Source organism: Pseudomonas frederiksbergensis (assembly GCF_001874645.1).
Lineage (GTDB): Bacteria > Pseudomonadota > Gammaproteobacteria > Pseudomonadales > Pseudomonadaceae > Aquipseudomonas > Aquipseudomonas frederiksbergensis_B.
In genome coordinates this window covers 1940589-1967268 of the sequence record NZ_CP017886.1, presented here as the reverse complement: position 1 = coordinate 1967268, position 26680 = coordinate 1940589, and the positions used below count along the sequence as shown (strand labels likewise).

Sequence of the window (26680 nt, the reverse complement as noted above, 5' to 3'; positions counted from 1 at the left end):
CGTACGATGAGCAAAGAAGTACTGCTGGTTGTTGAGTCGGTATCCAATGAAAAGGGCGTACCGGCAAACGTAATTTTTGAAGCGCTGGAGCTGGCTCTGGCCACTGCTACCAAAAAGCGTTTTGAAGACGAAGTTGATCTGCGTGTGGAAATCAATCGCCACACCGGTGCTTATGAAACTTTCCGTCGCTGGACGGTAGTCGAAGAAGCAGACCTGGATGATCCGGCTGTTGAAACCTGGCCGAGCAAGGTTTCGGAAACGCATCCTGGCGCGAAGGTCGGTGATGTCGTTGAAGAAAAAATCGAGTCCATCGAGTTCGGCCGTATCGCTGCGCAGACTGCCAAGCAAGTTATCGTGCAGAAAGTCCGCGAAGCCGAGCGTGCTCAAGTCGTTGATGCCTACCGCGAGCGTCTGGGAGAAATTATCTCCGGCACCGTGAAGAAAGTAACCCGCGACAACGTGATTGTTGATCTGGGTAACAATGCTGAAGCGCTGCTGGCTCGTGAAGACATCATTTCTCGCGAAACTTTCCGGGTGGGTGTGCGCTTGCGTGCACTGCTCAAGGAAATCCGCACCGAGAACCGCGGCCCGCAGCTGATTCTGTCGCGTACTGCGCCGGAAATGCTGATCGAGTTGTTCCGCATCGAAGTGCCGGAAATCGCTGAAGGCCTGATCGAAGTAATGGCTGCGTCCCGTGACCCGGGCTCGCGCGCCAAGATCGCGGTCCGCTCCAAAGACAAACGCATCGACCCGCAAGGCGCTTGCATTGGTATGCGCGGTTCGCGCGTCCAGGCAGTGTCGGGCGAATTGGGCGGTGAGCGTGTGGATATCGTCCTGTGGGACGACAACCCGGCGCAGTTCGTGATCAACGCCATGTCCCCGGCTGAGGTTGCGGCAATTATCGTTGACGAAGATGCCCATGCAATGGACATCGCCGTTGGCGCAGACAATCTGGCTCAGGCCATCGGTCGTGGTGGTCAGAACGTGCGTCTGGCTAGCCAGTTGACTGGCTGGACCCTGAACGTGATGACCGAATCGGACATCCAGGCTAAGCAGCAAGCAGAAACCGGCGACATCCTGCGCAACTTCATCGACGAGCTGGAAGTCGACGAAGATCTGGCACAGGTGCTGGTTGATGAAGGCTTTACCAGCCTGGAAGAGATTGCCTACGTACCGTTGGAAGAAATGCTCAACATCGATGGCTTTGACGAAGACACCGTCAACGAGCTTCGCGCTCGGGCCAAGGATCGTTTGTTGACTAAAGCCATCGCTACTGAGGAAAAGCTGGCAGACGCCCATCCGGCCGAAGACCTGCTCTCGCTTGAGGGTATGGACAAGGATTTGGCGATGGAACTGGCGGTGCGCGGCGTAATTACCCGCGAAGACCTGGCCGAGCAGTCTATTGACGACCTGCTCGACATCGACGGCATTGACGATGATCGTGCCGGCAAGTTGATCATGGCCGCCCGAGCCCATTGGTTCGAGTAATAGGCGCGGCCTGAGGAGAGAAGTGCATGACGCAAGTCACGGTGAAACAACTGGCCGATGAGGTCAAAACACCGGTAGAGCGCCTGCTGCAGCAGATGCGTGAGGCAGGTCTGCCGCACACCGCCGCCGAGGAACATGTGACCGACAGTGAGAAGCAATCTTTGCTGACTCACTTGAAAAGCAGCCACAAGGCGAAAGTGGAAGAACCGCGCAAAATCACGTTGCAGCGTAAAACCACCAGCACCCTGCGTGTTGCTGGCAGCAAAAGCATCAGCGTTGAAGTGCGCAAGAAGAAAGTCTTCGTACAGCGCAGCCCGGAAGAAATCGAAGCCGAGCGCAAACGCGAACTGGAAGAACGTCGCGCAGTAGAAAATGCTGCACGTCAGAAGGCTGAAGAAGAAGCCAAGCGTCGCGCCGAAGAAGAAGCGCGTCGCCAGCCTGCTGCTAATGAAGCTGCTGCAGCACCTGCTGCAGTTGCCGAGCCAGTGCGTGAAGCACCGGTTGTAGCAGCTGCGCCAGCGGCTGACACTCGCAAGCGCGACGAACAGCGTCGTCCGGACAAACCACGTGCCGACGATAGCAGTCGTCGTGGCGCGGGTGATGGTGAGCGCAAAAACGCTCCACATCGCGCTTCGGTCAAAGAAAAAGCGCCTGCGCCACGCGTTGCTCCACGGACTACCGACGAAGAAAGCGATGGCTTCCGTCGTGGTGGTCGCGGCAAGGCCAAGCTGAAGAAACGCAACGCCCACGGATTCCAGAGCCCAACCGGCCCTGTCGTGCGCGAAGTGAAGATCGGCGAGACCATCACTGTTGGCGATCTCGCTCAGCAGATGTCGGTCAAGGCTGCTGAAATCATCAAGTTCATGTTCAAACTGGGTACTCCAGCGACCATCAACCAGGTACTTGATCAGGAAACTGCTCAACTGGTAGCTGAGGAGCTGGGCCACAAAGTGACCCTGGTCAGCGACACCGCCCTGGAAGATTCCCTGGCCGAGTCCCTGAAGTTTGAAGGTGAGGCTTTCTCCCGTGCGCCGGTCGTGACCGTAATGGGCCACGTTGACCACGGTAAGACCTCGCTGCTCGACTATATCCGTCGTGCCAAAGTAGCGGCTGGCGAAGCCGGCGGCATCACCCAGCACATCGGTGCGTACCACGTTGAAACCGAACGCGGCATGGTCACCTTCCTCGACACCCCAGGTCACGCAGCGTTTACCGCTATGCGTGCTCGTGGTGCCAAGGCGACCGACATCGTGATCCTGGTGGTTGCAGCGGACGACGGCGTCATGCCGCAAACCGTTGAAGCCGTACAGCACGCCAAGGCTGCTGGTGTTCCGCTGGTTGTTGCAGTGAACAAAATCGACAAGCCGGGCGCCGATCTTGATCGCATCCGTAGCGAACTGTCGGTTCACGGCGTGACCTCGGAAGAGTGGGGCGGCGACACTCCGTTTGTATCGGTTTCGGCTAAAGTCGGTACCGGTGTAGACGAGCTGCTCGAAGCTGTTCTGCTGCAAGCTGAAGTTCTCGAACTGAAAGCGACTCCTTCGGCTCCTGGTCGTGGTGTCGTGGTTGAATCGCGTCTCGACAAAGGTCGTGGCCCGGTTGCAACCGTTCTGGTTCAGGACGGTACCCTGCGCCAAGGCGACATGGTGCTGGTCGGTTCGAACTATGGCCGCGTTCGCGCCATGCTCGACGAGAACGGCAAGCCCATCAAGGAAGCCGGTCCTTCCATCCCTGTCGAGATTCTCGGCCTGGACGGTACCCCGGACGCTGGCGACGAGATGAGCGTGGTTGCCGACGAGAAGAAAGCCCGTGAAGTGGCTCTGTTCCGTCAAGGCAAGTTCCGTGAAGTCAAACTGGCTCGTGCTCACGCAGGCAAGCTGGAAAACATCTTCGAGAACATGGGCCAGGAAGAGAAGAAGACGCTTAACATCGTCCTCAAATCTGACGTCCGTGGTTCGTTGGAAGCGTTGAACGGCGCCTTGAACGGCCTGGGTAACGACGAAGTGCAGGTGCGTGTAGTCGGCGGCGGTGTCGGTGGTATCACCGAGAGCGATGCCAACCTGGCACTGGCCTCCAACGCTGTACTGTTCGGCTTCAACGTGCGTGCCGATGCGGGTGCTCGCAAGATCGTCGAGCAGGAAGGTCTGGATATGCGTTACTACAACGTGATCTACGACATCATCGAAGACGTCAAGAAAGCCCTGACCGGTATGCTTGGCAGCGACGTTCGGGAGAATATCCTGGGTATCGCTGAAGTCCGCGACGTGTTCCGTTCGCCGAAGTTTGGCGCGATCGCCGGTTGCATGGTTATCGAAGGTGTTGTGCACCGTAACCGTCCAATCCGTGTACTGCGTGAAGACATCGTTATCTTCGAAGGCGAGCTGGAGTCCCTGCGCCGCTTCAAGGATGACGCTTCCGAAGTACGTGCCGGCATGGAATGCGGTATCGGCGTGAAGAGCTACAACGACGTCAAAGTCGGTGACAAGATCGAAGTCTTCGAGAAGGTTCAGGTTGCTCGCAGCCTCTAACTCGCGCACTTCAAGAGCCGTGATGGGCAGCCGCATGCAAATGCACGGCGCATCACCCGGACTCTAAACGCAACGCCCGGTCTGGCTTCTGTCAGGCCGGGCGTTTGCCGCTTTCAGACCACACGGGTTTCACCGTGAGGCAGTAACAGGTAACAAGACATGGCAAAAGAATACAGCCGTACCCAACGTATCGGCGATCAGATGCAGCGTGAGCTGGCACAGCTGATCCGTCGTGAAGTCAAAGACCCGCGCGTCGGCCTGGTCACCATTACCGCTGTTGAAGTCAGTCGTGACGTCGGTCACGCCAAGATCTTCATCACGGTGATGGGGCAGGACAGCGCAGACGATATCGCTCAAAGCATCAAGGTGCTGAACTCGGCTGCCGGTTTCCTGCGCATGCAGTTGGCTCGCGAGATGAAGCTGCGCAGCGTTCCTCAGCTGCACTTCCACTACGACGAAAGCGTCGTGCGTGGTGCTCATCTGTCGGCATTGATCGAACGCGCCGTGGCTGAAGACAATCAGCACCCGGTTGCGGCAGAACCCGTAGACACCAAGGAGTAATCGGTGGCTCAGGTCAAACGTATCCGTCGTAACGTCAGCGGCATCATCCTGCTCGACAAGCCGCTGGGGTTCACCTCCAATGCGGCCTTGCAGAAGGTTCGCTGGCTGCTCAATGCCGAGAAGGCCGGGCACACCGGCAGCCTTGATCCGTTGGCCACCGGCGTGTTGCCGCTGTGCTTCGGTGAGGCGACCAAGTTCTCGCAATACCTGCTCGACTCCGACAAGGGTTATGAAACCCTGGCGCAATTGGGCAAGACCACCACCACGGCAGACGCTGAAGGTGAGGTTTTACGGGAGCGCCCGGTGACCGTTGGTCGCGCCGATATCGAAGCGGTTTTGCCGAATTTTCGGGGGCAAATCAGTCAGATACCGCCGATGTACTCAGCCCTCAAGCGTGACGGTCAGCCGTTGTACAAGCTGGCTCGTGCAGGTGAAGTGGTGGAGCGCGAACCGCGTTCTGTTACTATTGCGCGCTTGGAATTGCTGGCCTTTGAAGGTGATACTGCGCGCTTCGCCGTAGATTGCAGCAAAGGCACTTATATCCGCACTCTCGTGGAGGATATTGGTGAACAGCTCGGTTGTGGCGCTTACGTTGCGCAGCTGCGACGTACCCAGGCCGGTCCGTTCAGTCTGGCCCAGACGGTCACGCTGGAAGAGTTGGAAGCCGTACATGCTGAAGGCGGCAACGAAGCGGTAGATCGCTTCCTGATGCCATCGGACAGCGGCCTGCTGGATTGGCCACTGTTGCAGTTCTCGGAGCACAGCTCGTTCTACTGGCTTAACGGCCAGCCGGTACGCGCCCCGGATGCACCGAAGTTTGGCATGGTACGCGTACAGGATCACAATGGTCGCTTCATCGGTATCGGTGAAGTGAGCGAAGACGGGCGCATCGCGCCACGTCGGTTGATTCGGTCAGAATGACCGAAACCAGTCTGTGTAACAGCAGGCTGGCGAGGGTGGCTGTTAACAGGCACGGTCACTACTCATTTTTAGATACAGGGATTTGTCCCTGGCCTGTTGAAGCTGTTTCTTTGAAACAGTTTCCTGATAAAAGGATTGCCTCATGGCTCTCGACGTTCAAGAAAAAGCTCAAATCGTAGCTGACTACCAGCAAGCTGTTGGTGACACTGGTTCGCCAGAAGTGCAAGTTGCACTGCTGACCCACAACATCAACAAACTGCAAGGTCACTTCAAGGCCAACGGTAAAGATCACCACTCCCGTCGTGGTCTGATCCGCATGGTAAACCAGCGTCGTAAGCTGCTGGACTACCTGAAAGGCAAGGACGTGAGCCGTTACAGCGCTCTGATCGCTCGCCTGGGTCTGCGTCGCTAATAAGCGATTGCGCTAGAGGTTGGTTGTCTGTCGTACGTCAGTGGGTTTCCCGCTGGCGCATGGCAGGCTCCCAGCCTCAAGTTTTATCTGGATACACGTTTTACCCTGGACAGGCGTTGGGCCGATTCCCGACATTGCCCAAGAATTTCGCAAGAAAACCAGTTCCCCCAAGAGCCACAAAGAAGGTAGGACACCGTGAACCCGGTAATCAAAAAATTCCAGTTCGGTCAGTCGACCGTTACCCTCGAGACTGGCCGTATCGCCCGTCAGGCCTCCGGCGCAGTATTGGTCACCGTTGACGACGACGTCAGCGTATTGGTGACCGTAGTCGGTGCCAAGCAAGCCGATCCAGGCAAGGGCTTCTTCCCTCTGTCTGTTCACTACCAGGAAAAAACTTACGCTGCCGGTAAGATCCCTGGCGGTTTCTTCAAGCGCGAAGGCCGTCCTTCCGAGAAAGAAACACTGACTTCCCGACTGATCGACCGTCCGATCCGTCCGCTGTTCCCAGAAGGTTTCATGAACGAAGTGCAGGTTGTCTGCACCGTCGTTTCCACCAGCAAGAAGACCGATCCGGACATCGCTGCGATGATCGGTACCTCGGCTGCTCTGGCTATCTCCGGCATTCCTTTTGACGGTCCGATCGGCGCTGCCCGCGTTGCGTTCCACGAAAGCACCGGTTACCTGCTGAACCCGACTTACGAACAACTGAAAGCATCGAGCCTGGACATGGTCGTTGCCGGTACTTCGGAAGCGGTATTGATGGTTGAATCGGAAGCCAAAGAGCTGACCGAAGACCAGATGCTGGGCGCGGTACTGTTTGCTCACGACGAGTTCCAGGTCGTGATCAACGCCGTTAAAGAACTGGCTGCCGAAGCTGCCAAGCCAACCTGGACCTGGGCTCCACAGCCTGAAGCCACCGCACTGCTGGGCGCTATCCGTGCCGAGTTCGGCGAAGCGATCTCCCAGGCCTACACCATCACTATCAAGGCCGACCGTTACGCTCGCCTGGGCGAACTGAAAGACCAAGTGGTTGCCAAGCTGTCCGGTGAAGAAGGCCAGCCCTCTTCCAGCGAAGTCAAAGCAGCTTTCGGTGAAATCGAATACCGCACCGTTCGCGAAAACATCGTAAACGGCAAGCCACGTATCGACGGCCGTGACACCCGCACCGTACGTCCGCTGAACATCGAAGTCGGCGTTCTGCCGAAGACCCACGGTTCGGCACTGTTCACCCGAGGCGAAACCCAGGCTCTGGTAGTCGCGACACTGGGCACCGCCCGTGACGCACAACTGCTGGACACCCTGGAAGGCGAGAAAAAAGACCCGTTCATGCTGCACTACAACTTCCCTCCGTTCTCGGTGGGCGAGTGTGGTCGCATGGGTGGCGCTGGTCGTCGCGAAATCGGTCACGGCCGTCTGGCCCGTCGTTCGGTTCAGGCCATGCTGCCTGCTGCCGACGTGTTCCCGTACACCATCCGTGTGGTATCGGAAATCACCGAGTCCAACGGTTCCAGCTCCATGGCTTCGGTCTGCGGTGCTTCCCTGGCGCTGATGGACGCGGGTGTGCCGATGAAGGCACCGGTTGCCGGTATCGCCATGGGTCTGGTCAAGGAAGGCGAGAAGTTCGCCGTCCTGACCGACATCCTGGGTGACGAAGACCACTTGGGCGACATGGACTTCAAAGTAGCCGGTACCTCCAAAGGTGTTACCGCGCTGCAGATGGACATCAAGATCAAAGGCATCACCGAAGAAATCATGGAAATCGCTCTGGGCCAAGCCCTGGAAGCGCGCCTGAACATCCTCGGTCAGATGAACCAGATCATTGGCCAGTCGCGTACCGAACTGTCGGAAAACGCTCCGACCATGATCGCGATGAAAATCGACACCGACAAAATCCGTGATGTCATCGGTAAAGGCGGCGCGACCATTCGTGCGATCTGTGAAGAGACCAAGGCTTCGATCGACATCGAAGACGACGGCTCGATCAAGATCTTCGGCGAAACCAAGGAAGCTGCAGAAGCTGCGCGTCAGCGCGTTCTGGGTATCACCGCTGAAGCTGAAATCGGCAAGATCTACGTCGGTAAGGTTGAGCGCATCGTCGACTTCGGCGCATTCGTCAACATCCTGCCGGGCAAAGACGGTCTGGTTCACATCTCCATGCTGAGCGACGCTCGCGTTGAGAAAGTGACCGACATCCTGAAAGAAGGCCAGGAAGTGGAAGTGTTGGTACTGGACGTGGACAACCGCGGCCGTATCAAACTGTCCATCAAAGACGTAGCAGCGGCCAAGGCTTCGGGCGTTTAATTCGCCCTTCGTCTGACCGCTTCAACGTTGTAGAAATGCCCCGCAGTGAAAGCTGCGGGGCATTTTTTTGTCTGCGAAACAATGAGACGCTTCACGAAGTTGCCTGCCCCCAAAGTCAGTGCTAGGTTTAGCCTACCGCCCGTGTAGCTCAGTCGGTAGAGCAGCGCACTCGTAACGCGAAGGTCGCAGGTTCGATTCCTGTCTCGGGCACCAGGCACCACCTGTTTTCAGATGATCCCGAATGGTTCTGAAGGCCAGATAAACCAGATTGCATGCGGTTTTTCTGCGTCAGAGAGATCCTTGATGATCCAGATCCATCTTCCATTCCCAGATCAGAGAGAACGAAATGACCGTTAAAGAACTGACACAAGAAGCTCGACACGAAGAAGCTCTCAAGAAGTATTTGCTCGATTCGCCTCAGCTGGCCGAAGAAATCAAGGACCTGAGTGCTGACGATCAGAAAGATCAGATTCAGTGGGCGTTCGAGGACGAGGCAGAAGCGCAGGGCTTGCAGCCCTGGGAGCTGACGCTCAAGTACACCTCAACGCCGGAAGAATACGAAGCCACGCGCCTTGCGTTGCACAAGGAAGCAGCCGAAGTGCTGGGCGTCGAATGGGAAGAATACTGCGAGATGAACAATCTGGTGGTTTGAGAGCAACGCCAGCCTCATGAGGCTGGCGTTTCTTTTTGTCAGAGACTCAAGCGCATCGACAGGTCCACGGCCTTCACATCCTTGGTCATCGCGCCAATCGAGATGTAATCCACGCCCGTCTCGGCGATTGGCCGCAAGGTGCTTTCGTTAACGCCACCGCTGGCCTCGAGTTTCGCCTTGCCGGCATTCAGCCGTACGGCTTCGCGCATGTCGTCCAGGCTCAGTTCATCGAGCATGATGATGTCGGCGCCGGCCGCCAGAGCTTCCTTGAGCTCTTCCAGGCTCTCCACTTCAATCTCCACCGGTTTGCCCGGCGCGATCTTGTGCGCGGCGGCGATGGCTTGGGCGATACCACCGCAGGCAGCGATATGGTTTTCCTTGATCAGAAAGGCGTCGTACAGGCCGATACGGTGGTTGTGGCAGCTGCCGCAGGTCACCGCGTACTTTTGCGCCAATCGTAGTCCGGGCAGGGTTTTGCGGGTATCCAGCAATTTCACCTGAGTATCGGCAACGAAGTCGGCCAGGTACTGCGCGCGAGTGGCGACCCCGGAAAGCAGTTGCAGGAAGTTCAGCGCACTACGTTCGCCGGTCAGCAGCGAACGGGCCGGACCTTCGAGGTGAAACAGCACCTGATTGGGGCTCACGCGTTCACCGTCGCGCACTTGCCAGTGCACTGCAACGCGTGGGTCCAGTTGCCGAAATACGGCGTCGACCCAGGCGGTGCCGCTGATGACGGCCGCATCACGGGTAATGATGGTGGCTTTGGCCAGGCGTTCGGCCGGGATCAGTTGTGCGGTGATGTCGCCGCTGCCGATGTCTTCAAGCAACGCACGGCGCACGTTGGCTTCGATTTCGGCGGTCAAATCGGCGAGGCGTAGATTCGGCATAACGGGCTCCACAAACAAAGTGGTCCGATTATAGGGCCATGCCGCAAGCTAACCCAAGGCGCCCGCTACTTTCAGCGGGTTCTAAAACCTGTATTTGGTCGGCTCGCCAGCATTATTCCTCCTGCACGCGGGTCTTTGAGCGAGCGCTACTTCATGGGGCGATGCCGCTCGCCCGTCTGCCGATGATTCTGCTTCAGGTTTGCGGCAAGTGATCGCAACCTGGGGGATGATCACGGCATACTGGAGCCCGTCAGAGTCGTCATTGAAGGAGCCTGTATGCAGTTGGACCCCGCGAGCGGTTGGTTTGAAGGCGTGCGCCATTGCCCGTCACCCAACTTCAATGCGCGCCCCACGGGCGAAATCTCCTTGCTGGTGATCCACAACATCAGCCTGCCACCGGCGCAGTTCGCGACGGGCAAGGTGCAGGAATTTTTCAGAACCGTCTGGATGTCACCGAGCACCCCTACTTTGAAGGGATTGCCGACTTGCGCGTGTCTGCGCATTTTTTGATCGAGCGTGACGGCACGATCACGCAATTTGTTTCATGTCTTGAACGGGCGTGGCACGCAGGTGTTTCCTGGTTCAAGGGGCGCGAAGGATGTAACGATTTTTCCCTCGGCATCGAGCTTGAAGGCACCGATGATCTGCCGTTCACCGATGCTCAGTATCACGCGCTGATTGCTCTGACCCGCCAATTGCAGTCTACGTTTACAGCCATCACCCATTCACGTATCCAGGGGCATAGCGATATCGCACCTGGGCGCAAGACGGATCCGGGACCGGCGTTCGACTGGGCGCGCTATCGCGCCGCTCTGGAAAAAGGGGAAGCACAATGAGTTTTCTGGTGTTACTGCTGGCTGTCTGGATCGAGAAGTTCTCGGCCTTGCGCCATCAAGTTCAGCGCGACAGTGGATGGTTGCGAGAGCTGGCCAAACATGAGGCCAGCCCAAAGCTTGCGAATCGGCCTTGGCTGGTATTGGCAATGCTGGTGCTGTTCCCTGTGGCGCTGCTCGGTTTGTTGTTGCTGGTGCTAGAGCCGGTGGCCTATGGCTTGCTGGCCTTGCCGGTGCATTTGCTGGTGGTGATTTATTGCCTGGGCCGTGGTGATTTGCTCGGCGGTTTGGGGCCGTTTCGTGATGCCTGGCGCCGAGAGGACCTGCAAGCCGCGGCGCATGTCGCCGAACGTGATCTGGATATTTGCGCCGACAGCGGCGAGCAGTTGCTGCAGAGGGTTCAAGCCCATTTGCTGTGGCAGGCTTACCAGAGTTTTTTTGCGGTGATTTTCTGGTACTTCCTGCTCGGCCCGGTGGCGGCCCTGAGTTATCGCTTGCTGGCCCTGGCGGCCGAACACGGTAAGAACCCGGCAGTGGTCGAGCGCGCCGTACAGTTGCGACATGCCTTTGATTGGCTGCCGGTGCGCTTGTTGGCAGTGAGTTTTGCTCTGGTCGGTAACTTCGTCGCGGTCAGCCGGGTGATGCTCCATGAATTGTTGAACTGGAATATCAGCGCCGCGCAGCTGATCGAGAACGTCGGCGTGGTAGCGGGTGAGATTCCGGCGCCAGTGGCGGGGCCAGAAGGGGTTCACAGCCTGGATCAGATCTGGGAACTGCTGCTGCGAGCGGCGGTGGTCTGGTATGCAGGGTTTGCCGTTTGGACCGTGTTGCACTGATTTCTGCATAACGCCGAAAAGATCGTCCGAACGCGGCCCGAACCTGCGGCAGCTCCTACAGATTCACTCGATCCTTGTAGGAGCTGCCGCAGGCTGCGATCTTTTCGGCGTTAACCTTAAGTTACAAAATCTCCCTTCGATTTAGGCTATACAGAAGCAGCGCGCCATAGTGGCTATCTGCTGCATCTGCGTGCCTGCCCATAAAAACAAGAAATGAAAGGGGGACGTCTGTGAAGAGTTTGCTCTATCCCGCCGTTGCGCTGATGAATCGCTTGAGCTTCGGCATGAAGTTCAGCCTGATCAGCGTGCTGTTTTTATTTCCCATGCTGGTGACCAATTTCTATCTGGTTCGTGATTCGTATCGCGAGTTCCAGGGCACCCAGGTCGAATTGCAAAGCCTCGACCTGTTGGGCAGTGGGCTGACGCTGCGGCGGGATCTGGAGTCCCTGAATAACCTGGTGCAGATCAACACGACCCTCGGTCAGTCTGGCAAGGCAGGAGATACCGAGTCGAAAATCAGCGCCTTTGAGCAGAGCGTACTTGTACGCCTGCAAAGCCTGACCGCGATGGCCATCGATCCTGAGCAGGTCAGTGTTTTTGATAGCAAGCGCGATGAAATGATTGCGGCGTTCAAGGCTCAACAAGCGGAGACGTCTGTGCAAAGCAAAAGTGCACTGATCGGCAAGCTGCTTGGCAATGCGCAGATTTTCAGTCAGATCATCGCCAGCCAGGCCGGCCTGAGTCGTGACAACCAGAGTGACATGCGCCAATTGAGTGAGCTGATCACCAACGTTACCCCGCGTGTGACGCAAACCCTCGGCGAAGGCCGGGCGATGGGGGCGTACTCGCTGGGGCAGGGGTTTCTGAATTCCGCTTCCAGCACCCGGTTCGATGAACTGCTGGCGCAGATCGAGAAGCTTCAGGCCGAATATGCCTTGAAGTTGCAGGACGCACTGGCTACCGGCAAAGCTGCGCGTGAGGTGCTGGAGCCCTTGGCCAATGCCAGTAAAGCCACGCTCAAACAAGCCAGCGAGTTGTTTGAAGAGCAAGTGGTGATGGCCGATACCCTCGATAAACCTTGGCAGGGTTTTTACGAGCAGGTCACCGGGCTTATGGACAAGACCTATCAACTGAACGATGCGACGTTGAAGTTTCTCGGCGTTCAATTGCAGCAACGCCTGGAGCAGAACCGTACGCACATGGTGCTGCAAGCGGTGGCGCTGGCGGTGGTTTTTGTGCTGATTTTCTATCTCTACGGCGGTTTCTACGCCTCCACCCGCACCACCCTCAAGCGTCTGGGCGGGGTCATGGACAAAGTGGCGGCTGGTGACATGACCATCACGTTTACCGCCCACAGTCGTGATGAGTTGGGTGAGTTGGGCAATGTCTTCAACGGCACCGTGGCCAAGATCCATGAATTGATCGAGTTGGTCGGCAAAACCGTCAACGAGGTCGAGCGTCAGGCGAGTCAGGTGGAGACGGTCTCGGCCCAGAGCAATCAGGCGGTGGCCGGTCAGCGTAAGCAGATCGAGCAGGTCGCCACCGCAATGAACCAGATGTCGGCCACCGCTCAGGAAGTTGCGCGCAGTGCCGCGGCAGCCGTCAGCAGTGCCCACAGCGTCAACGACGAAACCATCAGCGGCCGCGGGCTGGTCGAGTCGCAACAAGGCAGCATTGCGCAACTGGCCAGCGAGATTGACTCATCAGTGCTGGTGATCAATCAACTGGCCAGCGACAGCCAGTCCATCAGTCGCGTGCTGGAAGTGATCAAGAGCATCGCCGAGCAGACCAACCTGTTGGCGCTCAACGCCGCCATTGAGGCCGCCCGTGCGGGTGAGCAGGGACGTGGCTTTGCGGTGGTGGCCGATGAGGTCCGCACCCTGGCCAAACGCACCCAGCAATCGACCGAAGAAATCGAGCAGATGATTGCCAAACTGCACGGTGGTGTTGGCGCCGCCGTGAAGGCCATGGGCGTCAGTCACCAGATGGCGAGCGGTACGGTCGGTCAGTCGGAAAAGGTCCAGCAAGCCCTGGAAAACATTCTGGGCGCGGTGGGCATGATCGTCGATCAGAACAAGCAAATTGCCGCGGCAGTCGAGCAGCAAACGGCGGTGGCCCACGATATCGACCAGAACATTGTCGAGATCAACCGGGCCGGCGAGCGCACCGCCGAAGGTGCGCACCAGACCGAACATGCCAGTCGTGCACTGTCGGCCCAAGTGGTGCAGTTGAAACACTTGATCAGCGCGTTCAGGGTTTGATTCTCGGTGGGCGGCTTACGGGCCGCCGCAAGCCGCCACCGACTGATTACCAGTTGAACAGTTCGCAGGCATTGGCGGTGCTGGCGGCGGCCAGTTGCTCGGGGCTGATGGCCATGATTTGCGCCAATGCTGTGCAAATTGCTGGCAGATGAGCAGGGCTGTTGCGTTGTCCGGGGTACATGGCGGGCGCCATGTCCGGTGAGTCGGTTTCCAGCACTACCGATTCCAGCGGCAAACCGGCGATCACTTTGTGCATGCGCAAGGCTTGCGGCCAGGTCGCCGCGCCACCCAATCCCAGTTTGAAACCGAGCTTGAGGTATTCACGAGCTTCTTCCTGGCTGCCGGCAAAGGCGTGGATGATTCCGGCGCGTTTGAGCCTGAAGCGTTTCAAGGTCGCAATCACCGCCGCGTGGCTACGCCGCACATGCAGCAGCGCGGGCAACTGGAAGTCTGCCGCCAGTTGCAGTTGTGCTTCGAACAACGCTTGCTGGCGTTCGCGGTCCAGATCCTCAAGAAAGTAATCCAGGCCAATTTCGCCCACTGCGCACAGCTGCCGATGGCCGGCCAGACGCGTCAACCAGTTCGCCAGCTCAGTCAGGTCAGCGGGACGATGCTCATCGAGGTAGGCTGGATGCAGGCCAAACGCGGCATGCAGGTCAGGATCGCTTTGCACCAGGTCCCACACCCGCTGCCAATTGCGCTGATATACCCCCAGCACCACCATCCGCTTCACACCCAAGGCGCGGCTTTGAGCCAGCAGCGCCTGACGGTCCTGGTCGAAATCCGGAAAGTCCAGATGGGTGTGGCTGTCGATCAGCTCCACGTTTCAGTCCTGGCGAATACGCTGCTTGAAGGTCCGCGCGATGGCTTGCACGCCGGGTTGGTATTGGGCTTCCTCAATCGCCGCGAGGGCCAGTTGCAGGACTTTTTCGGCGATCAGTTGATGCTGCTGGGCCATGGCATTGACGGGCAGCGGCAGGAAGTCCAGCAACTGCGTGTCGCCAAAAGTACCGAGGCGCAACGGGCGGGTTTTCAACGGGAAGTCATGCAAGGCATCGAACACGCCTTGAAGCAGCACGTAGGAAGTCGTCACCAATGCATCCGGCAAGTGGCCGAGGCGTTGCAGTAACTCTTCCATCAACTGCCGACCGCAGTCGCGGCTGAACGCCTCGCCCTGTTCGATCAGGATTTCTCCCTTGAAATCGACCAGAGCCTGCTTGAAGCCGGCGGCACGTTCCTGGCTGATGCTCAGTTCGGGCCGCGCACCGATCAGCGCAATCTGCTTGGGCTGCGGCTGCAACAGGCTGCGGGTGAGGTTCAGGCTGGCTTCGCGATCATCGCTGATCACCGAGCAGAAATGCTCAGGCTCCATGACTCGGTCAATGGCAATGATCGGCAAGCCCTTGGCTTGCAACTGGCGATAGCTGTCATCGCCGGCCGGCAGGCAGCTGGCGACGATCAACGCATCGCAGCGCCGTGCGCGAAACAGCTTGAGCAACTGACGCTCGCTGTCCGGTGCATCGTCGGAGCTGGCAATCAGCAACTGATAGCCACGCGCCCGGGCACCCTGTTCGAGGAGCTTGGCGATCCGCGCGTAACTGGGGTTTTCCAGGTCCGGCAGAATGAAGCCCAAGGTGCGGGTGTGCCGACTGCGCAACCCGGCCGCTTGAGGATTAGGCGTAAAGCCATGTTGCTCGACCACTGCGCGCACGCGCTCGACGGTGGCGTTGCTGATGCGTTGCTGTTCGGCCTTGCCATTGATGACATAGCTGGCGGTGGTGACAGACACACCGGCCAACTGGGCGATATCACTGAGTTTCAACCCGGGATTTCCTTGTTTTTTTGAGCTTGCCCCGACATTTTGGCCAATCCTACCCGATTACGGCAGGCGACCCCTGTCGCAACGCATCCGACACGTTGGACTTCAAGGTTGGGAGATTATCGAGTAACGTGCCAACTCATCTAGATTAAACGTTTCAGCAGGCGTATTTTCTTCGCTATTGGCCATTTTTGCCGGTTCTGCCGTGAAACCGACAAAGGATGCTCTGAAAAAGAGTGCTCTGAACAAAGCCTAAACTGATTCAATCAAAACAATACCTGGTGCGACCCCGCGCCAAAAAGGAGAACGCATGCTCGAGCTCACCATAGAGCAGATATCCATGGGCCAGTCGGCTGTGGATAAAGCCGCCGCATTGCACTTGCTGGCCGACGCGCTGGTCACCGATGGCCTGGTGGCCGAGGGTTACCTCAGCGGCTTGCAAGCGCGTGAAGACCAAGGTTCGACCTTTCTCGGTCAAGGTATTGCGATCCCCCACGGAACACCCGATACACGCGATCTGGTGCACACCACCGGCGTGCGTTTGCTGCAGTTCCCCGACGGTGTGGACTGGGGCGACGGCCACATTGTGTATCTGGCGATCGGTATCGCGGCCAAATCCGACGAGCATTTGCGCCTGCTGCAATTGCTGACCCGCGCTCTTGGCGAAACCGATCTGGGCCAGGCCTTGCGCCGCGCCAGTAGCAGCGAAGCCTTGTTGAAACTGCTGCAAGGTGCACCGCAAGAGTTGGCGCTGGATGCGCAAATGATCGGCTTGGGCGTCTCCGCCGACGATTTTGAAGAGCTGGTCTGGCGTGGCGCGCGGTTATTGCGTCAGGCCGACTGCGTGAGCAATGGCTTTTCTGCGGTATTGCAGCAGGTTGAAGCACTGCCGCTGGGCGATGGCCTGTGGTGGCTGCACAGCGAACAAACGGTCAAACGCCCGGGCCTGGCCTTCGTCACCCCGGACAAACCGATTCGTTACCTCGGCCAGCCACTGAGCGGGCTGTTCTGTCTGGCCAGCCTTGGCGAGGCGCATCAGGCCTTGCTCGAACGTCTTTGTGCCTTGCTGATTGAAGGCCGTGGTCACGAACTTGGTCGCGCCACCAGCCGCCGTGCGGTGCTGGAAGTGCTTGGCGGCGAATTGCCGGCTGATTGGCCGAGCGCGCGTATCGCCTTGGCCAACGCCCACGGTTTACACGCGCGGCCGGCGAAGATCCTTGCGCAATTGGCGAAAAGCTTTGAAGGCGAGATCCGCGTACGCATCGTCGACGGCCAGGACAGCGCGGTGTCGGTGAAGAGTTTGAGCAAATTGCTTAGCCTCGGAGCCCGTCGCGGCCAGGTGCTGGAGTTGATTGCCGAGCCGAGCATCGCCGCTGATGCGTTGCCGGCGCTGCTGGCGGCTATCGAAGAAGGCCTGGGCGAAGACATCGAACCGTTGCCGACGGCGAGTGCACAGAGCGAGGTCATCACCGAAATCACCACCGTTCTGGTCGCTCCAGCCTCGGGCAGTGTGATTCAGGCCATCGCTGCTGCGCCGGGGATTGCCATGGGGCCCGCGCATATTCAGGTGCTGCAAGCGATCGATTACCCCTTGCGTGGCGCGTCCACGGCGATCGAACGCGAGCGTCTGAAAACATCCCTGGCCGATGTCCGTCGCGACATTGAAGGGTTGATCCAGCGCAGCAAAGCCAAGGCCATTCGCGAGATTTTCATCACCCACCAGGAAATGCTCGACGACCCGGAACTGACCGACGAAGTCGACACTCGCCTCAAGCAGGGCGAGAGCGCTGAAGCGGCGTGGATGGCGGTGATCGACGCGGCAGCCAAGCAACAGGAATCCTTGCAGGACGCCTTGCTTGCCGAACGCGCAGCGGACTTGCGCGATATCGGTCGGCGGGTGCTGGCGCAACTGTGCGGTCTCGAAACCCCGAGCGAACCGGATCAACCGTACATTCTGGTGATGGATGAAGTGGGGCCTTCGGACGTGGCACGCCTTGATCCGACACGGGTGGCCGGCATCCTCACCGCACGCGGTGGCGCCACTGCCCACAGCGCGATTGTCGCCCGGGCCCTGGGTATTCCGGCGCTGGTCGGTGCTGGCGCGGCGGTGTTGCTGCTGACGCCGGGCACGCCATTGCTGCTCGATGGCCAGCGTGGTCGGCTGCATGTCGACGCCGATGCTGCGACGTTGCAACGTGCCGCCGAAGAGCGTGACAACCGCGAACAACGCCTGCAAGCGGCTGCGGCCCAGCGTCACCAACCGGCGCTGACCCTCGACGGCCATGCGGTCGAAGTGTTCGCCAACATTGGCGAAAGCGCAGGTGTGGTCAGCGCGGTGGAGCAGGGTGCTGAAGGTATTGGCCTGCTGCGCACCGAACTGATTTTCATGGCCCATCCGCAAGCGCCGGATGAAGCCACTCAAGAGACCGAATACCGTCGGGTACTCGATGGCCTGGCCGGGCGGCCGCTGGTGGTGCGGACCCTGGACGTTGGCGGTGACAAGCCGTTGCCGTATTGGCCGATTGCCAAGGAGGAAAACCCGTTCCTTGGCGTGCGTGGTATTCGCCTGACCTTGCAACGTCCGCAGATCATGGAAGCGCAGTTGCGTGCCTTGCTGCGCGCCGCCGATAACCGCCCGTTGCGGATCATGTTCCCGATGGTCGGCAGCGTTGATGAATGGCGTCAGGCGCGGGATATGACCGAGCGCCTGCGTCTGGAAATCCCGGTGGCTGACTTGCAATTGGGGATCATGATCGAAGTACCGTCGGCGGCTTTGCTGGCGCCGGTTCTGGCCAAGGAAGTCGACTTCTTCAGCGTCGGCACCAATGACCTGACCCAATACACCCTGGCCATCGACCGCGGTCACCCGACGTTGTCGGCCCAGGCTGATGGCTTGCACCCCGCGGTGTTGCAACTGATCGACATCACGGTGCGTGCGGCCCATGCTCATGGCAAATGGGTCGGCGTGTGTGGCGAGCTGGCGGCGGACCCGTTGGCGGTGCCGGTGCTGGTCGGTTTGGGTGTGGATGAGTTGAGCGTCTCGGCGCGCAGCATCGGCGAGGTCAAGGCTCGGGTTCGTGAGCTGAGTCTTGCGCAGGTTAAACATCTGGCCCAACAGGCACTGGCCGTGGGCAGCGCGAATGAAGTGCGCGCATTAGTGGAGGCTCTGTAATGGCCAAAATCCTAACCCTGACCCTCAATCCGGCGCTGGACCTCACCGTTCAGTTGCCGCGTCTGGAACCTGGTCAGGTCAATCGCAGCAACGCCATGCACACCCACGCCGCCGGCAAGGGCATCAACGTGGCACAGGTGCTTGCAGACCTCGGGCATCAGCTGACCGTCGGCGGCTTTCTCGGTGAGGACAATCTTCAGGCGTTTGAAACCCTGTTTGCCAAACGCGGTTTTGTCGACGCCTTCATCCGCGTTCCCGGCGAGACTCGCAGCAACATCAAACTGGCGGAAAGCGATGGGCGTATCACCGACCTCAACGGTCCTGGCCCGCTGGTCAGTGAAGCCGCTCAGCAGGCATTGCTCAATCGCCTCGACCACATCGCTCCAGGTCATGACGCGGTCGTCGTTGCTGGCAGCTTGCCCCAAGGCATCAGTCCTCAGTGGTTGCAGGCGTTGATTTTGCGTTTGAAACATCTTGGTTTGAAAGTCGCGCTCGATACCAGTGGCGAAGCCTTGCGCGCAGGTCTGGCGGCGGGCCCGTGGTTGATCAAGCCCAACACCGAAGAGCTGGCCGAGGTGCTGGGCTGCGAGGTGGTTTCGGTGACTGCCCAGGCCGAAGCGGCGAGCCGCTTGCACGTTCAAGGCATCGAACACGTGGTGATTTCCCACGGTGCCGACGGCGTGAATTGGTTCAGTGTCGGCTCGGCGATGCACGCTACGCCACCCAGGGTCAGCGTTGCCAGCACAGTGGGCGCAGGCGATTCGTTGCTGGCGGGCATGCTCCACGGTTTGCTCAGTGCCGACATGCCGGAACAGACCTTGCGCACCGCCACGGCGATTGCCGCCATGGCCGTCACCCAGATTGGTTTCGGTATCGGCGACACCGCGCTACTGGCGCGGCTCGAACAGGGTGTGCGCGTGCGCCCCCTGACAGAACAATAAGAGGGTTGGTCATGAAGTTAGCCATTGTTACTGCCTGCCCGAATGGCATGGTCACCAGTGTGCTGTGCGCGCGTTTGCTCGATGCGGCAGCGCAGCGTCAGGGCTGGATGACCTGCGTCGAAGTGCACGACGCCGCGCACCCGGAACGCCAGTTGTCCGCCGCGACACTCGATGATGCCGAGTGGGTGCTGTTGGTCAGCACCGGGACGGTAGAGATGTCGCGGTTTGTCGGCAAACGGGTGTTCCAGAGCACGCCTTCCCAGGCATTGCAGGATGTCGATGCAGTGCTGCGCCGTGGTGCTGAAGAAGCTCAACTCTACGTCGCGCCGCTGGTCGTTGCCGAGCCAGTTGCCGGCAGTAAAACCGCGCCGCGTCTGGTGGCGGTTACTGCGTGCCCAACCGGTGTGGCTCACACCTTTATGGCCGCCGAAGCCTTGCAGCAGGCGGCCAAGCGTCTGGGGTATGACCTGCAGGTGGAAACCCAGGGCTCGGTCGGCGCACGCAATCCATTGAGCGCACAAGCCATCGCGGATGCCGATGTGGTGCTGTTGGCGGCGGACATCGAAGTCGCCACCGAGCGTTTCGCTGGCAAGAAGATTTACCGCTGCGGCACTGGCATCGCCCTCAAGCAGGCCGAAGCCACGTTGAACAAAGCCCTGGCCGAAGGCACGCAAGAGACCGCCTCTACCGGCGTCAAAGGCCCGGTCAAGCAAGAGAACACCGGGGTCTACAAACACCTGCTGACGGGCGTCTCGTTCATGCTGCCGATGGTGGTGGCCGGGGGCTTGATGATTGCGCTGTCGTTTGTCTTCGGCATCACCGCGTTCAAGGAACCGGGAACACTGGCGGCGGCGCTGATGCAAATCGGTGGCGATACCGCGTTCAAGTTGATGGTGCCGCTGCTGGCGGGTTACATCGCCTACTCGATTGCTGACCGTCCGGGCCTGGCGCCGGGGATGATCGGCGGATTGTTGGCGAGTACCCTGGGCGCCGGTTTTATCGGCGGGATCATTGCCGGCTTCATCGCCGGTTACGCGGCACAGGCGATCAACCGTTATGCACGCCTGCCGCAAAGTCTGGAAGCGCTGAAACCGATTCTGATCATCCCGTTGCTGGCGAGCCTGTTCACCGGCCTGGTGATGATCTATGTGGTCGGTAAACCGGTCGCCGGGCTGCTTCAAGGCCTGACTCATTTCCTCGACAGCATGGGCACCACCAATGCGATTTTGCTGGGGGTATTGCTCGGCGGCATGATGTGCGTCGACCTCGGCGGCCCGATCAACAAAGCCGCTTATGCATTCTCGGTGGGGCTGTTGGCGTCGCAAAGTTATGCACCGATGGCCGCAACCATGGCCGCTGGCATGGTGCCACCGATTGGCCTGGGCATCGCCACATTCATCGCCCGTCGCAAGTTTGCCCAGACCGAGCGCGAAGCCGGTAAAGCCGCGTTGGTGCTGGGATTGTGCTTTATCTCCGAAGGCGCGATTCCGTTCGCCGCCAAAGACCCGTTGCGGGTGATTCCGGCGAGCATTGCCGGGGGCGCGTTGGCGGGTGCGCTGTCGATGTATTTCGGCTGCAAACTGATGGCGCCTCACGGTGGCTTGTTCGTGATGCTGATCCCGAACGCGATCAACCACGCGTTGCTGTACCTGCTGGCGATCGTTGCCGGGAGCCTGCTGACGGCGGTGGTTTACGCAGCGGTCAAGCGCCCGGAAACGGTGGAGTTGGCGCTAGAGCCAGCCGAGGCTTAACAGCAAAAGATCGCAGCCTGCGGCAGTTCCTACGAGGTGAACACAACTTGCCTTTGTAGGAGCTGCCGCAGGCTGCGATCTTTTGATCCAGATTTGAATACAGGTGAAAACGATCGCAGCTCCTACGCCATACACCAATCCCTAGGAAATGCCGGAGGTGGCGGGCTGTCAGTACACGTCGCGGCGATAGCGCCCTTGCTCGATCAATCGCTCAACCTCCTCAGCTCCGAGCACCTCGTTGAGCACCTGATCCACCCCTGACGCCATCCCTTTCAGGCTGCCGCAGATGTAGAGCGATGCGCCGTCTGCCAGCCATTTCTTCAGCTCGACAGCTCGTTGGCGCAGGCAATCCTGAACGTAGAACTTTTCGGCTTGATCCCTTGAAAACGCCAGATCCAGGCGCTCCAGATCTCCGGCGATCAACCATTCCACGAGTTCATCGCCGCAGAGGAAGTCATGCTCTCGATTGCGTTCACCGAACAGCAACCAGTTACGTGTCTGGCCATCGGCAATCCGTGCCTTGAGCAAACTACGCAGGCCTGCCAGACCTGTGCCGTTGCCCAGCAGAATCATCGGTACCGGTGTGGCCGGCAGATGGAAACCGCTGTTGCGCCGCACCCGCAGACGGATGGCGTCACCTGGTTGCGCGTATTCGGTCAGCCAGCCGGAGCCGACGCCCAGACGTCCATCCGCATGACATTCCTGACGCACCAGTAATTCGAGCACGCCGTCGGCGGCAATCGAGGCGATCGAGTATTCGCGCATGGCTAATGGCACCAGCGCGTCGACCAAAGCCTGAGCGTGCAAGCCGACCAGGTGCACACGATTCTCCGGCAACTGACGGCTGGCCAAGGCTTGCTCTAGGGTTTCTGACACGCCATCGAGTTGCACCCGCGTGTCATTCGCGATGCCCAGCCCATCAAGGAGTTGTTCAATCGCTCCCCGGCAGTTGCGCGGTAGCACTTCAACCAGGTCGCCGGCCAGCCAACTGCTGGTGTCGGGCGCTGTCAGGACCAGCAGGTAAACGTCGGAACCGCTGCTGTCAGGATTGAGCAGTTGGCGCTTGCTCAAGGTCCAGTTGTTGTAGCTCGGGGCTTTCCAGGTATCGACGGGTGGCTGCCCGGTCAGTTGACCGAGTTGCTGCTGCCAATGACGCAGGGCGTACGGGTCCCCGCAGTCGACTTCCACCGGGGCAAACAGCGTGGTGCCACCGTGTTCCGCCAGCCAGGTGTGCAAGCGTTTGGCAAAGCCGCAGAAGTGTTGATACTGCCGATCACCGAGGCCAAGCACTGCGTAGTTCAGGCTCGAAAGGCTCAGCGCTTGGCCCAGCACCTTGCGCTCGAAACCACGGGCGCTGTCCGGCGCTTCGCCGTCGCCAAAGGTACTGACCACGAACAGCGCATTGTTCGACTCATGCAGTTCCTGCTCGCTGACTGCCGCCAGCGGTTGAACCTTTACCGGCAACCCGGCGGCCTGCAATTGGCTGGCTGTCTGCCACGCCAACTGTTCGGCAAAACCGCTCTGGCTGGCGAAGCCGATCAGCCATGCCGGGGTATCGCTGGTGGTGTGCACCAGGTCTTTACGGGCGCTTTTGATCTGATGTTTCTTGCGCCGACGGTCCAGGTACAGCAACCAACCGGTGATGAAGAACAGCGGCATGGTCAGCGAGGCCAGTGTCAGCACAATTCGCCCGACGAGACCGAAGTAACTGCCGACGTGCAGCGCATAGAGGCTGGTCAACAGTTGCGCCTTGAAGCTCTTGTCGCCGTAGCGATCATGACGGCTGATAACACCGCTGGCCGGGTCGAGAGTGATCTGGTTCAGTGCCCGGTCATGGGGTGAGTTTTTCAACAGATAGAACACGGTCGCCGGTTGTCCGGCCACCGGAGGCATGCGCACGTTATAGGCGCTCAGGCCCGGCCCGGCGGCGCTGTAGATGCTGCTCCAGATGGCATTGTAATCGGCGGTCGGCGCGGGGCCGGCGGGTGGCGGTGCACCACGACCTTGCCTGATGCGCTCGTTTTGCGGCGCGTCGGACAGCAGTTTACTCAGGCCCTTGTTGTACCACTCATAGGACCAGGACAACCCGGTCAGTGCTGCCAATAGATAAACCAGCAAGCACCAGGTACCCGCGACCGAGTGCAAATCCCAGTTGAAGCTGCGACCTTTTTTCGCCCAGTCGAGGGTCAGCCAGACACGCCAGCTCGCCACCTGACGCGGCCAGCGCAGGTAGAGCCCGGACAGGCAGAAGAAAATCAGAATGAGTGTGCAGGCACCGGTAATTTGCCGGCCGGTGTCGCCCATCGCCAGAAAACGGTGCAACTGCAGCATCAGGCCAAAAAAGTCCTGGCCGACGGCATCGCCCATGTAGTCGCCGGTGTACGGATCGACGTAGCGCATCTGGCCACGACGCTCGCCCGGCGGCGGGGTGAAGAACACGCGCGCAGCAAAGCCGCTCTCGGTTTCGACCCAGAGCATCGCGACTTTCTTGCCTTCAGCGGCCTCGACCCTGGCCACCAGATCAGCTGGCGGCAATACGCCGGCCACCTGCTTCTCGACCTGCAGGACCTGTGGGTTCAGTGCCCGCAGGATTTCATCCTGAAACGACACCGCTGCCCCGGTAATGCCCATCAAGGCCAGCACCAGACCCGCGCTGATGCCGAAGAACCAATGCAGCTGGAACAGGGTTTTCTTCAACACGTCGACCGCCTTGTTCGTCTAAAACTGTTTGTTCAATAGAAAATCTTACGGCGCGCATTATGCCGTGAGTTGTCGAGAAACATTCCTTTTTACATACAAAAGCCCCGCTCATCGTGATGGGCGGGGCTTGGCAACTTCGTTCGTTATCAGAAGTGGAAGTTGGTGCTCAGCAATGCCGTACGGCCCGGCGCCTGATTGGCGAAGTGGGTCGCGAAGGCTTTGTCGTAGTAGGTCACGTCGGTCAGGTTCTGCAGGTTCAGTTGCAGGTCGACGTTTTTGGTCAACTTGTAGCTGGCCATCGCGTCGTAACGAACGTAGGAATTGACCATGGTGGTGTTGGCCACGCTGCCGAACACGTCATCGACGTAGAACGCACCGCCACCCAGGGTCAGCTTCGGCGTGACGTTGTAAGTCGACCACAGGCTGGCGCTGTTTTTCGGGGTGTTAGGCAATTGGTTGCCATCGGTGGCGCGGTTCAGCGGGCCGCCATCGACTTGCTCGCTGTCCATGTAGGCGTAGCCGGCGAAGACTTGCCATTGGTCGGTGATCTTGCCGCTGGCCGACAGTTCGATACCTTGAACGCGGGTTTTGCCGGCGTTTTCGTAGGAAGTGGTATCCACTTGAACGCGTGCATTCTCTTTCTCGGTACGGAACAGGGCAGCGGTCAACGACAGACGATCGTTGAGCAGGTCCCACTTGGTGCCGACTTCGTAGTTCTTGGTGGTTTCCGGCTCCATGTCGCTGCTCAGCAGGTTGCCGTTGCGATCCGTGGTCCCTGACAGCGGGTTGCCGTCCATGCCTTCGCCCAAGGTGTTACCCGGTGGTGTGGCGGAGGTCGCGTAAGAGGCGTAGATGCTGCCGTTTTCTGCCGGTTTGTAAACGAGGCCCAACTGACCGGTGACGAACTCGCTGGTGTCAGCGCCTTTGGCAGTGGTAGCACCTGCGGCAGTGAAGGTCTTGTATCGGGTGTCGAAGTGGTCGTAACGCAGGCCCATGTTCACCAACCACTGCGGTGACAGTTCCAGGGTGTCGAATACGTACAGGGCACGTGTATTGGCGGTGGTGTCAGTGCCAGCGTAGTTGCGCGAAATCGCGCCTTTCCACGGATCGTTCGGGTTCGGGTTGGCCAGCGAGGTGCAGTTGTAGCCGCTGGACGCGCCGATCATCGACGGCGTGCAGTTGCTGCTCGAGGTCGCTGGCGATCCCGGAGTGGTATCGGTGTTCACGTTGTACGAGGATTTTTCGCCTTCTTCACGGGTGAACTCGACACCGGTGGAGAAGCTGTTCTTGAAGCCGGCGATGTAGAAGTTGCCAAACAGATCGGTCTGGTTGGTGGTAGTCGCCACGTTGCTGACACGAGAGTTGGCACGACGCCAGACGCTGCCGTTGTTCACGTTACCCTTGCTGTCGTCCGGCTGGGTCAGGATGTAATCCTGCATGCTGGTGCCGTGGCGCAAGGTGTTCTTGATGGTCAGCGCGTCGGTCAGGTCGTGCTCGATGGCGAAGTTCGCCGTGTCAGTACGGGTCTTGCGGAAGTCGCGGTCGGTCAAGCCATAGAAGTTGCTGCTGTCGCCGCCAGCGTAAGGTTTGTCCGGGTTGCTCTTGGTGCGATCAGCGGTCTTGCCCGAAGCCGGTACGGTGTACGGAATACCCGAATCCGGCATGTCGTTGCTTTGCAGATGGTAGTAGTCGAGGTTGACGCGGGTGTCGGTGCCCAGGCCGAAGGCCAGCGACGGTGCGATACCCCAACGGTCGTAGTCGACTTTGTCGCGGCCGGCGACGTTGCTTTCGTGACTCAACAGGTTCAAGCGGCCAGCGGCGGTATCGCTGAACTGGTAGTTGCTGTCCAGGGTGTAGCGCTGGGTCTGGTCCGAGCCCCAGGTGAAGCCGCCATTGAACGCATCGCCCAGGTGCGCTTTTTTGCTCACCAGGTTGATGCTGCCGCCTGCTGCGCCACGACCGCCAATCGCGGAGTTCGGGCCTTTGCTGACTTCGATCGACTCAACGGCAAAGATTTCACGGCTCTGCGAGCCGGTGTCACGCACGCCGTCGAGGTAGGTGTCGCCCTGAGCGTCGAAACCACGGATGAACGGGCGGTCGCCCTGCGGGTTGCCACCTTCACCGGCACCGAAAGTGATGCCTGGAACGGTGCGCAGCGCATCCTGCATGTTGAGGGCGCCAGTGTCCTTGAGGACCTGTTGTGGAATCACGGTCACCGAACGCGGGGTATCAACCAGCGGCGCGGTGTACTTGGGTGAAGAGGCTTTTTCGACCTGGTAGGAGGTGGCGTCCTGGGCTTCACCGGTGACACTGGTGGCCTCCAGGGCAATCGCATTGCGCGGCGCTTTTTCGTCGGTCTTTTCTGCCGCGTAAGCCATGTGCGCTGCAGAGCTGGCAGTGATCGCCACGCCAATTGCAGAGGCGAGTAAACGCGGTGAGCTGACCGGTGATTGTGGTAGTTGGCGTGACATTGTGAATTCCCCTCCCCAGGGTTTTGAGGCCGCGGAATATAGTGTAAACAGGTATATGTCTCAATTGAGATATATTGCTATTTGCATTGAATTTACATTCTTTACAATTTTTTCTTACGGTTTTTACGGACTCATCCGTCAGAGCG

At 59.2% G+C, this 26680-nt stretch carries 17 protein-coding genes, 1 tRNA gene and 1 pseudogene; 14 read left to right on the top strand and 5 right to left on the bottom strand.

From position 1 onward, the window contains the following. The first annotated feature begins 6 nt into the window (after positions 1-6). From nusA to BLL42_RS09685, 8 genes are all read left to right on the top strand, one after another. Entirely contained in the window at positions 7-1488 is a 1482-nt protein-coding gene (gene nusA, locus BLL42_RS09720) for a transcription termination factor NusA (RefSeq protein WP_071551867.1), read from the top strand. A 26-nt stretch (positions 1489-1514) separates the two neighbouring features. Continuing rightward, positions 1515-4016, top strand: coding sequence for a translation initiation factor IF-2 (gene infB, locus BLL42_RS09715; protein WP_071551866.1), 2502 nt, complete (start codon positions 1515-1517; stop codon positions 4014-4016). A 159-nt stretch (positions 4017-4175) separates the two neighbouring features. Continuing rightward, the gene (rbfA, locus tag BLL42_RS09710; RefSeq protein ID WP_019691795.1) at positions 4176-4577 is read left to right on the top strand and encodes a 30S ribosome-binding factor RbfA; all 402 of its coding nucleotides are present in this window, start codon (positions 4176-4178) and stop codon (positions 4575-4577) included. Positions 4578-4580: 3 nt separating this feature from the next. Continuing rightward, positions 4581-5498, top strand: coding sequence for a tRNA pseudouridine(55) synthase TruB (gene truB / locus BLL42_RS09705; protein ID WP_071551865.1), 918 nt, complete (start codon positions 4581-4583; stop codon positions 5496-5498). 142 nt (positions 5499-5640) lie between these two features. Continuing rightward, complete coding sequence (gene rpsO / locus BLL42_RS09700; RefSeq protein ID WP_003197723.1) at positions 5641-5910, top strand: 30S ribosomal protein S15; 270 nt, start codon at positions 5641-5643, stop codon at positions 5908-5910. 195 nt (positions 5911-6105) lie between these two features. Further along, positions 6106-8211, top strand: a complete 2106-nt coding sequence (pnp, locus tag BLL42_RS09695) for a polyribonucleotide nucleotidyltransferase (RefSeq protein ID WP_071551864.1) — start codon at positions 6106-6108, stop codon at positions 8209-8211. 137 nt (positions 8212-8348) lie between these two features. Next, positions 8349-8424 (top strand) — tRNA-Thr (locus BLL42_RS09690). Between the two features lie 133 nt (positions 8425-8557). Then, a complete protein-coding gene (locus tag BLL42_RS09685) occupies positions 8558-8863 on the top strand; it encodes a DUF6388 family protein (protein WP_071551863.1) in 306 nt (101 codons plus the stop codon). 38 nt (positions 8864-8901) lie between these two features. Here BLL42_RS09685 and nadC read toward each other — a convergent pair whose 3' ends face one another. Beyond that, positions 8902-9750 (bottom strand): carboxylating nicotinate-nucleotide diphosphorylase, encoded by an 849-nt coding sequence (gene nadC, locus BLL42_RS09680; RefSeq protein ID WP_071551862.1) that lies wholly within the window; start codon positions 9748-9750, stop codon positions 8902-8904. 276 nt (positions 9751-10026) lie between these two features. On the opposite strand from nadC, the pseudogene ampD reads away from it, so the two are divergent. The 3 genes and pseudogenes from ampD (at position 10027) to BLL42_RS09665 (ending at position 13680) form a co-directional block, all read left to right on the top strand. Then, a pseudogene (gene ampD / locus BLL42_RS09675) lies at positions 10027-10586 on the top strand (1,6-anhydro-N-acetylmuramyl-L-alanine amidase AmpD). Further along, positions 10583-11419 (top strand): regulatory signaling modulator protein AmpE, encoded by an 837-nt coding sequence (gene ampE, locus BLL42_RS09670; RefSeq protein WP_071551861.1) that lies wholly within the window; start codon positions 10583-10585, stop codon positions 11417-11419. Before ampD ends, ampE begins: the two are co-directional and overlap by 4 nt. 230 nt (positions 11420-11649) lie before the next feature. After that, positions 11650-13680, top strand: coding sequence for a methyl-accepting chemotaxis protein (locus BLL42_RS09665; RefSeq protein WP_071551860.1), 2031 nt, complete (start codon positions 11650-11652; stop codon positions 13678-13680). Between the two features lie 46 nt (positions 13681-13726). On the opposite strand, the gene BLL42_RS09660 is transcribed toward BLL42_RS09665, so the two are convergent. Beyond that, positions 13727-14503, bottom strand: a complete 777-nt coding sequence (locus BLL42_RS09660) for a TatD family hydrolase (RefSeq protein ID WP_071551859.1) — start codon at positions 14501-14503, stop codon at positions 13727-13729. Positions 14504-14506: 3 nt separating this feature from the next. Beyond that, positions 14507-15502, bottom strand: coding sequence for a catabolite repressor/activator (gene cra, locus BLL42_RS09655; RefSeq protein WP_071551858.1), 996 nt, complete (start codon positions 15500-15502; stop codon positions 14507-14509). A 307-nt stretch (positions 15503-15809) separates the two neighbouring features. Between cra and ptsP the strand changes: the two genes are divergently transcribed. From ptsP to BLL42_RS09640, 3 genes are read left to right on the top strand one after another with little or no spacing between them, the layout of a single operon-like run. Next, positions 15810-18671, top strand: coding sequence for a phosphoenolpyruvate--protein phosphotransferase (ptsP, locus tag BLL42_RS09650; RefSeq protein ID WP_071551857.1), 2862 nt, complete (start codon positions 15810-15812; stop codon positions 18669-18671). Continuing rightward, positions 18671-19612, top strand: coding sequence for a 1-phosphofructokinase (pfkB, locus tag BLL42_RS09645; protein WP_071551856.1), 942 nt, complete (start codon positions 18671-18673; stop codon positions 19610-19612). The genes ptsP and pfkB overlap by 1 nt, the downstream gene beginning before the upstream one ends. 11 nt (positions 19613-19623) lie before the next feature. Next, positions 19624-21363, top strand: coding sequence for a PTS fructose-like transporter subunit IIB (locus tag BLL42_RS09640; protein WP_071551855.1), 1740 nt, complete (start codon positions 19624-19626; stop codon positions 21361-21363). Positions 21364-21531: 168 nt separating this feature from the next. Here the strand turns inward: BLL42_RS09640 and BLL42_RS09635 are convergent, their stop codons facing one another. Together BLL42_RS09635 and BLL42_RS09630 are read right to left on the bottom strand one after the other, a co-directional pair. After that, entirely contained in the window at positions 21532-24063 is a 2532-nt protein-coding gene (locus BLL42_RS09635; RefSeq protein WP_071551854.1) for a sulfite reductase flavoprotein subunit alpha, read from the bottom strand. Between the two features lie 146 nt (positions 24064-24209). After that, positions 24210-26534, bottom strand: coding sequence for a TonB-dependent receptor (locus BLL42_RS09630; protein ID WP_071551853.1), 2325 nt, complete (start codon positions 26532-26534; stop codon positions 24210-24212). Positions 26535-26680: the final 146 nt, after the last annotated feature.

Excerpts from the sequence above, each read along its gene's own strand:
- nusA (WP_071551867.1), top strand. The coding sequence starts at position 7 with ATGAGCAAAGAAGTACTGCTGGTTGTTGAGTCGGTATCCAATGAAAAG.
- infB (WP_071551866.1), top strand. The coding sequence starts at position 1,515 with ATGACGCAAGTCACGGTGAAACAACTGGCCGATGAGGTCAAAACACCG.
- rbfA (WP_019691795.1), top strand. The coding sequence starts at position 4,176 with ATGGCAAAAGAATACAGCCGTACCCAACGTATCGGCGATCAGATGCAG.
- rpsO (WP_003197723.1), top strand. The coding sequence starts at position 5,641 with ATGGCTCTCGACGTTCAAGAAAAAGCTCAAATCGTAGCTGACTACCAG.
- BLL42_RS09685 (WP_071551863.1), top strand. The coding sequence starts at position 8,558 with ATGACCGTTAAAGAACTGACACAAGAAGCTCGACACGAAGAAGCTCTC.
- nadC (WP_071551862.1), bottom strand. The coding sequence starts at position 9,750 with ATGCCGAATCTACGCCTCGCCGATTTGACCGCCGAAATCGAAGCCAAC.
- ampE (WP_071551861.1), top strand. The coding sequence starts at position 10,583 with ATGAGTTTTCTGGTGTTACTGCTGGCTGTCTGGATCGAGAAGTTCTCG.
- ptsP (WP_071551857.1), top strand. The coding sequence starts at position 15,810 with ATGCTCGAGCTCACCATAGAGCAGATATCCATGGGCCAGTCGGCTGTG.
- pfkB (WP_071551856.1), top strand. The coding sequence starts at position 18,671 with ATGGCCAAAATCCTAACCCTGACCCTCAATCCGGCGCTGGACCTCACC.
- BLL42_RS09640 (WP_071551855.1), top strand. The coding sequence starts at position 19,624 with ATGAAGTTAGCCATTGTTACTGCCTGCCCGAATGGCATGGTCACCAGT.
- BLL42_RS09630 (WP_071551853.1), bottom strand. The coding sequence starts at position 26,534 with ATGTCACGCCAACTACCACAATCACCGGTCAGCTCACCGCGTTTACTC.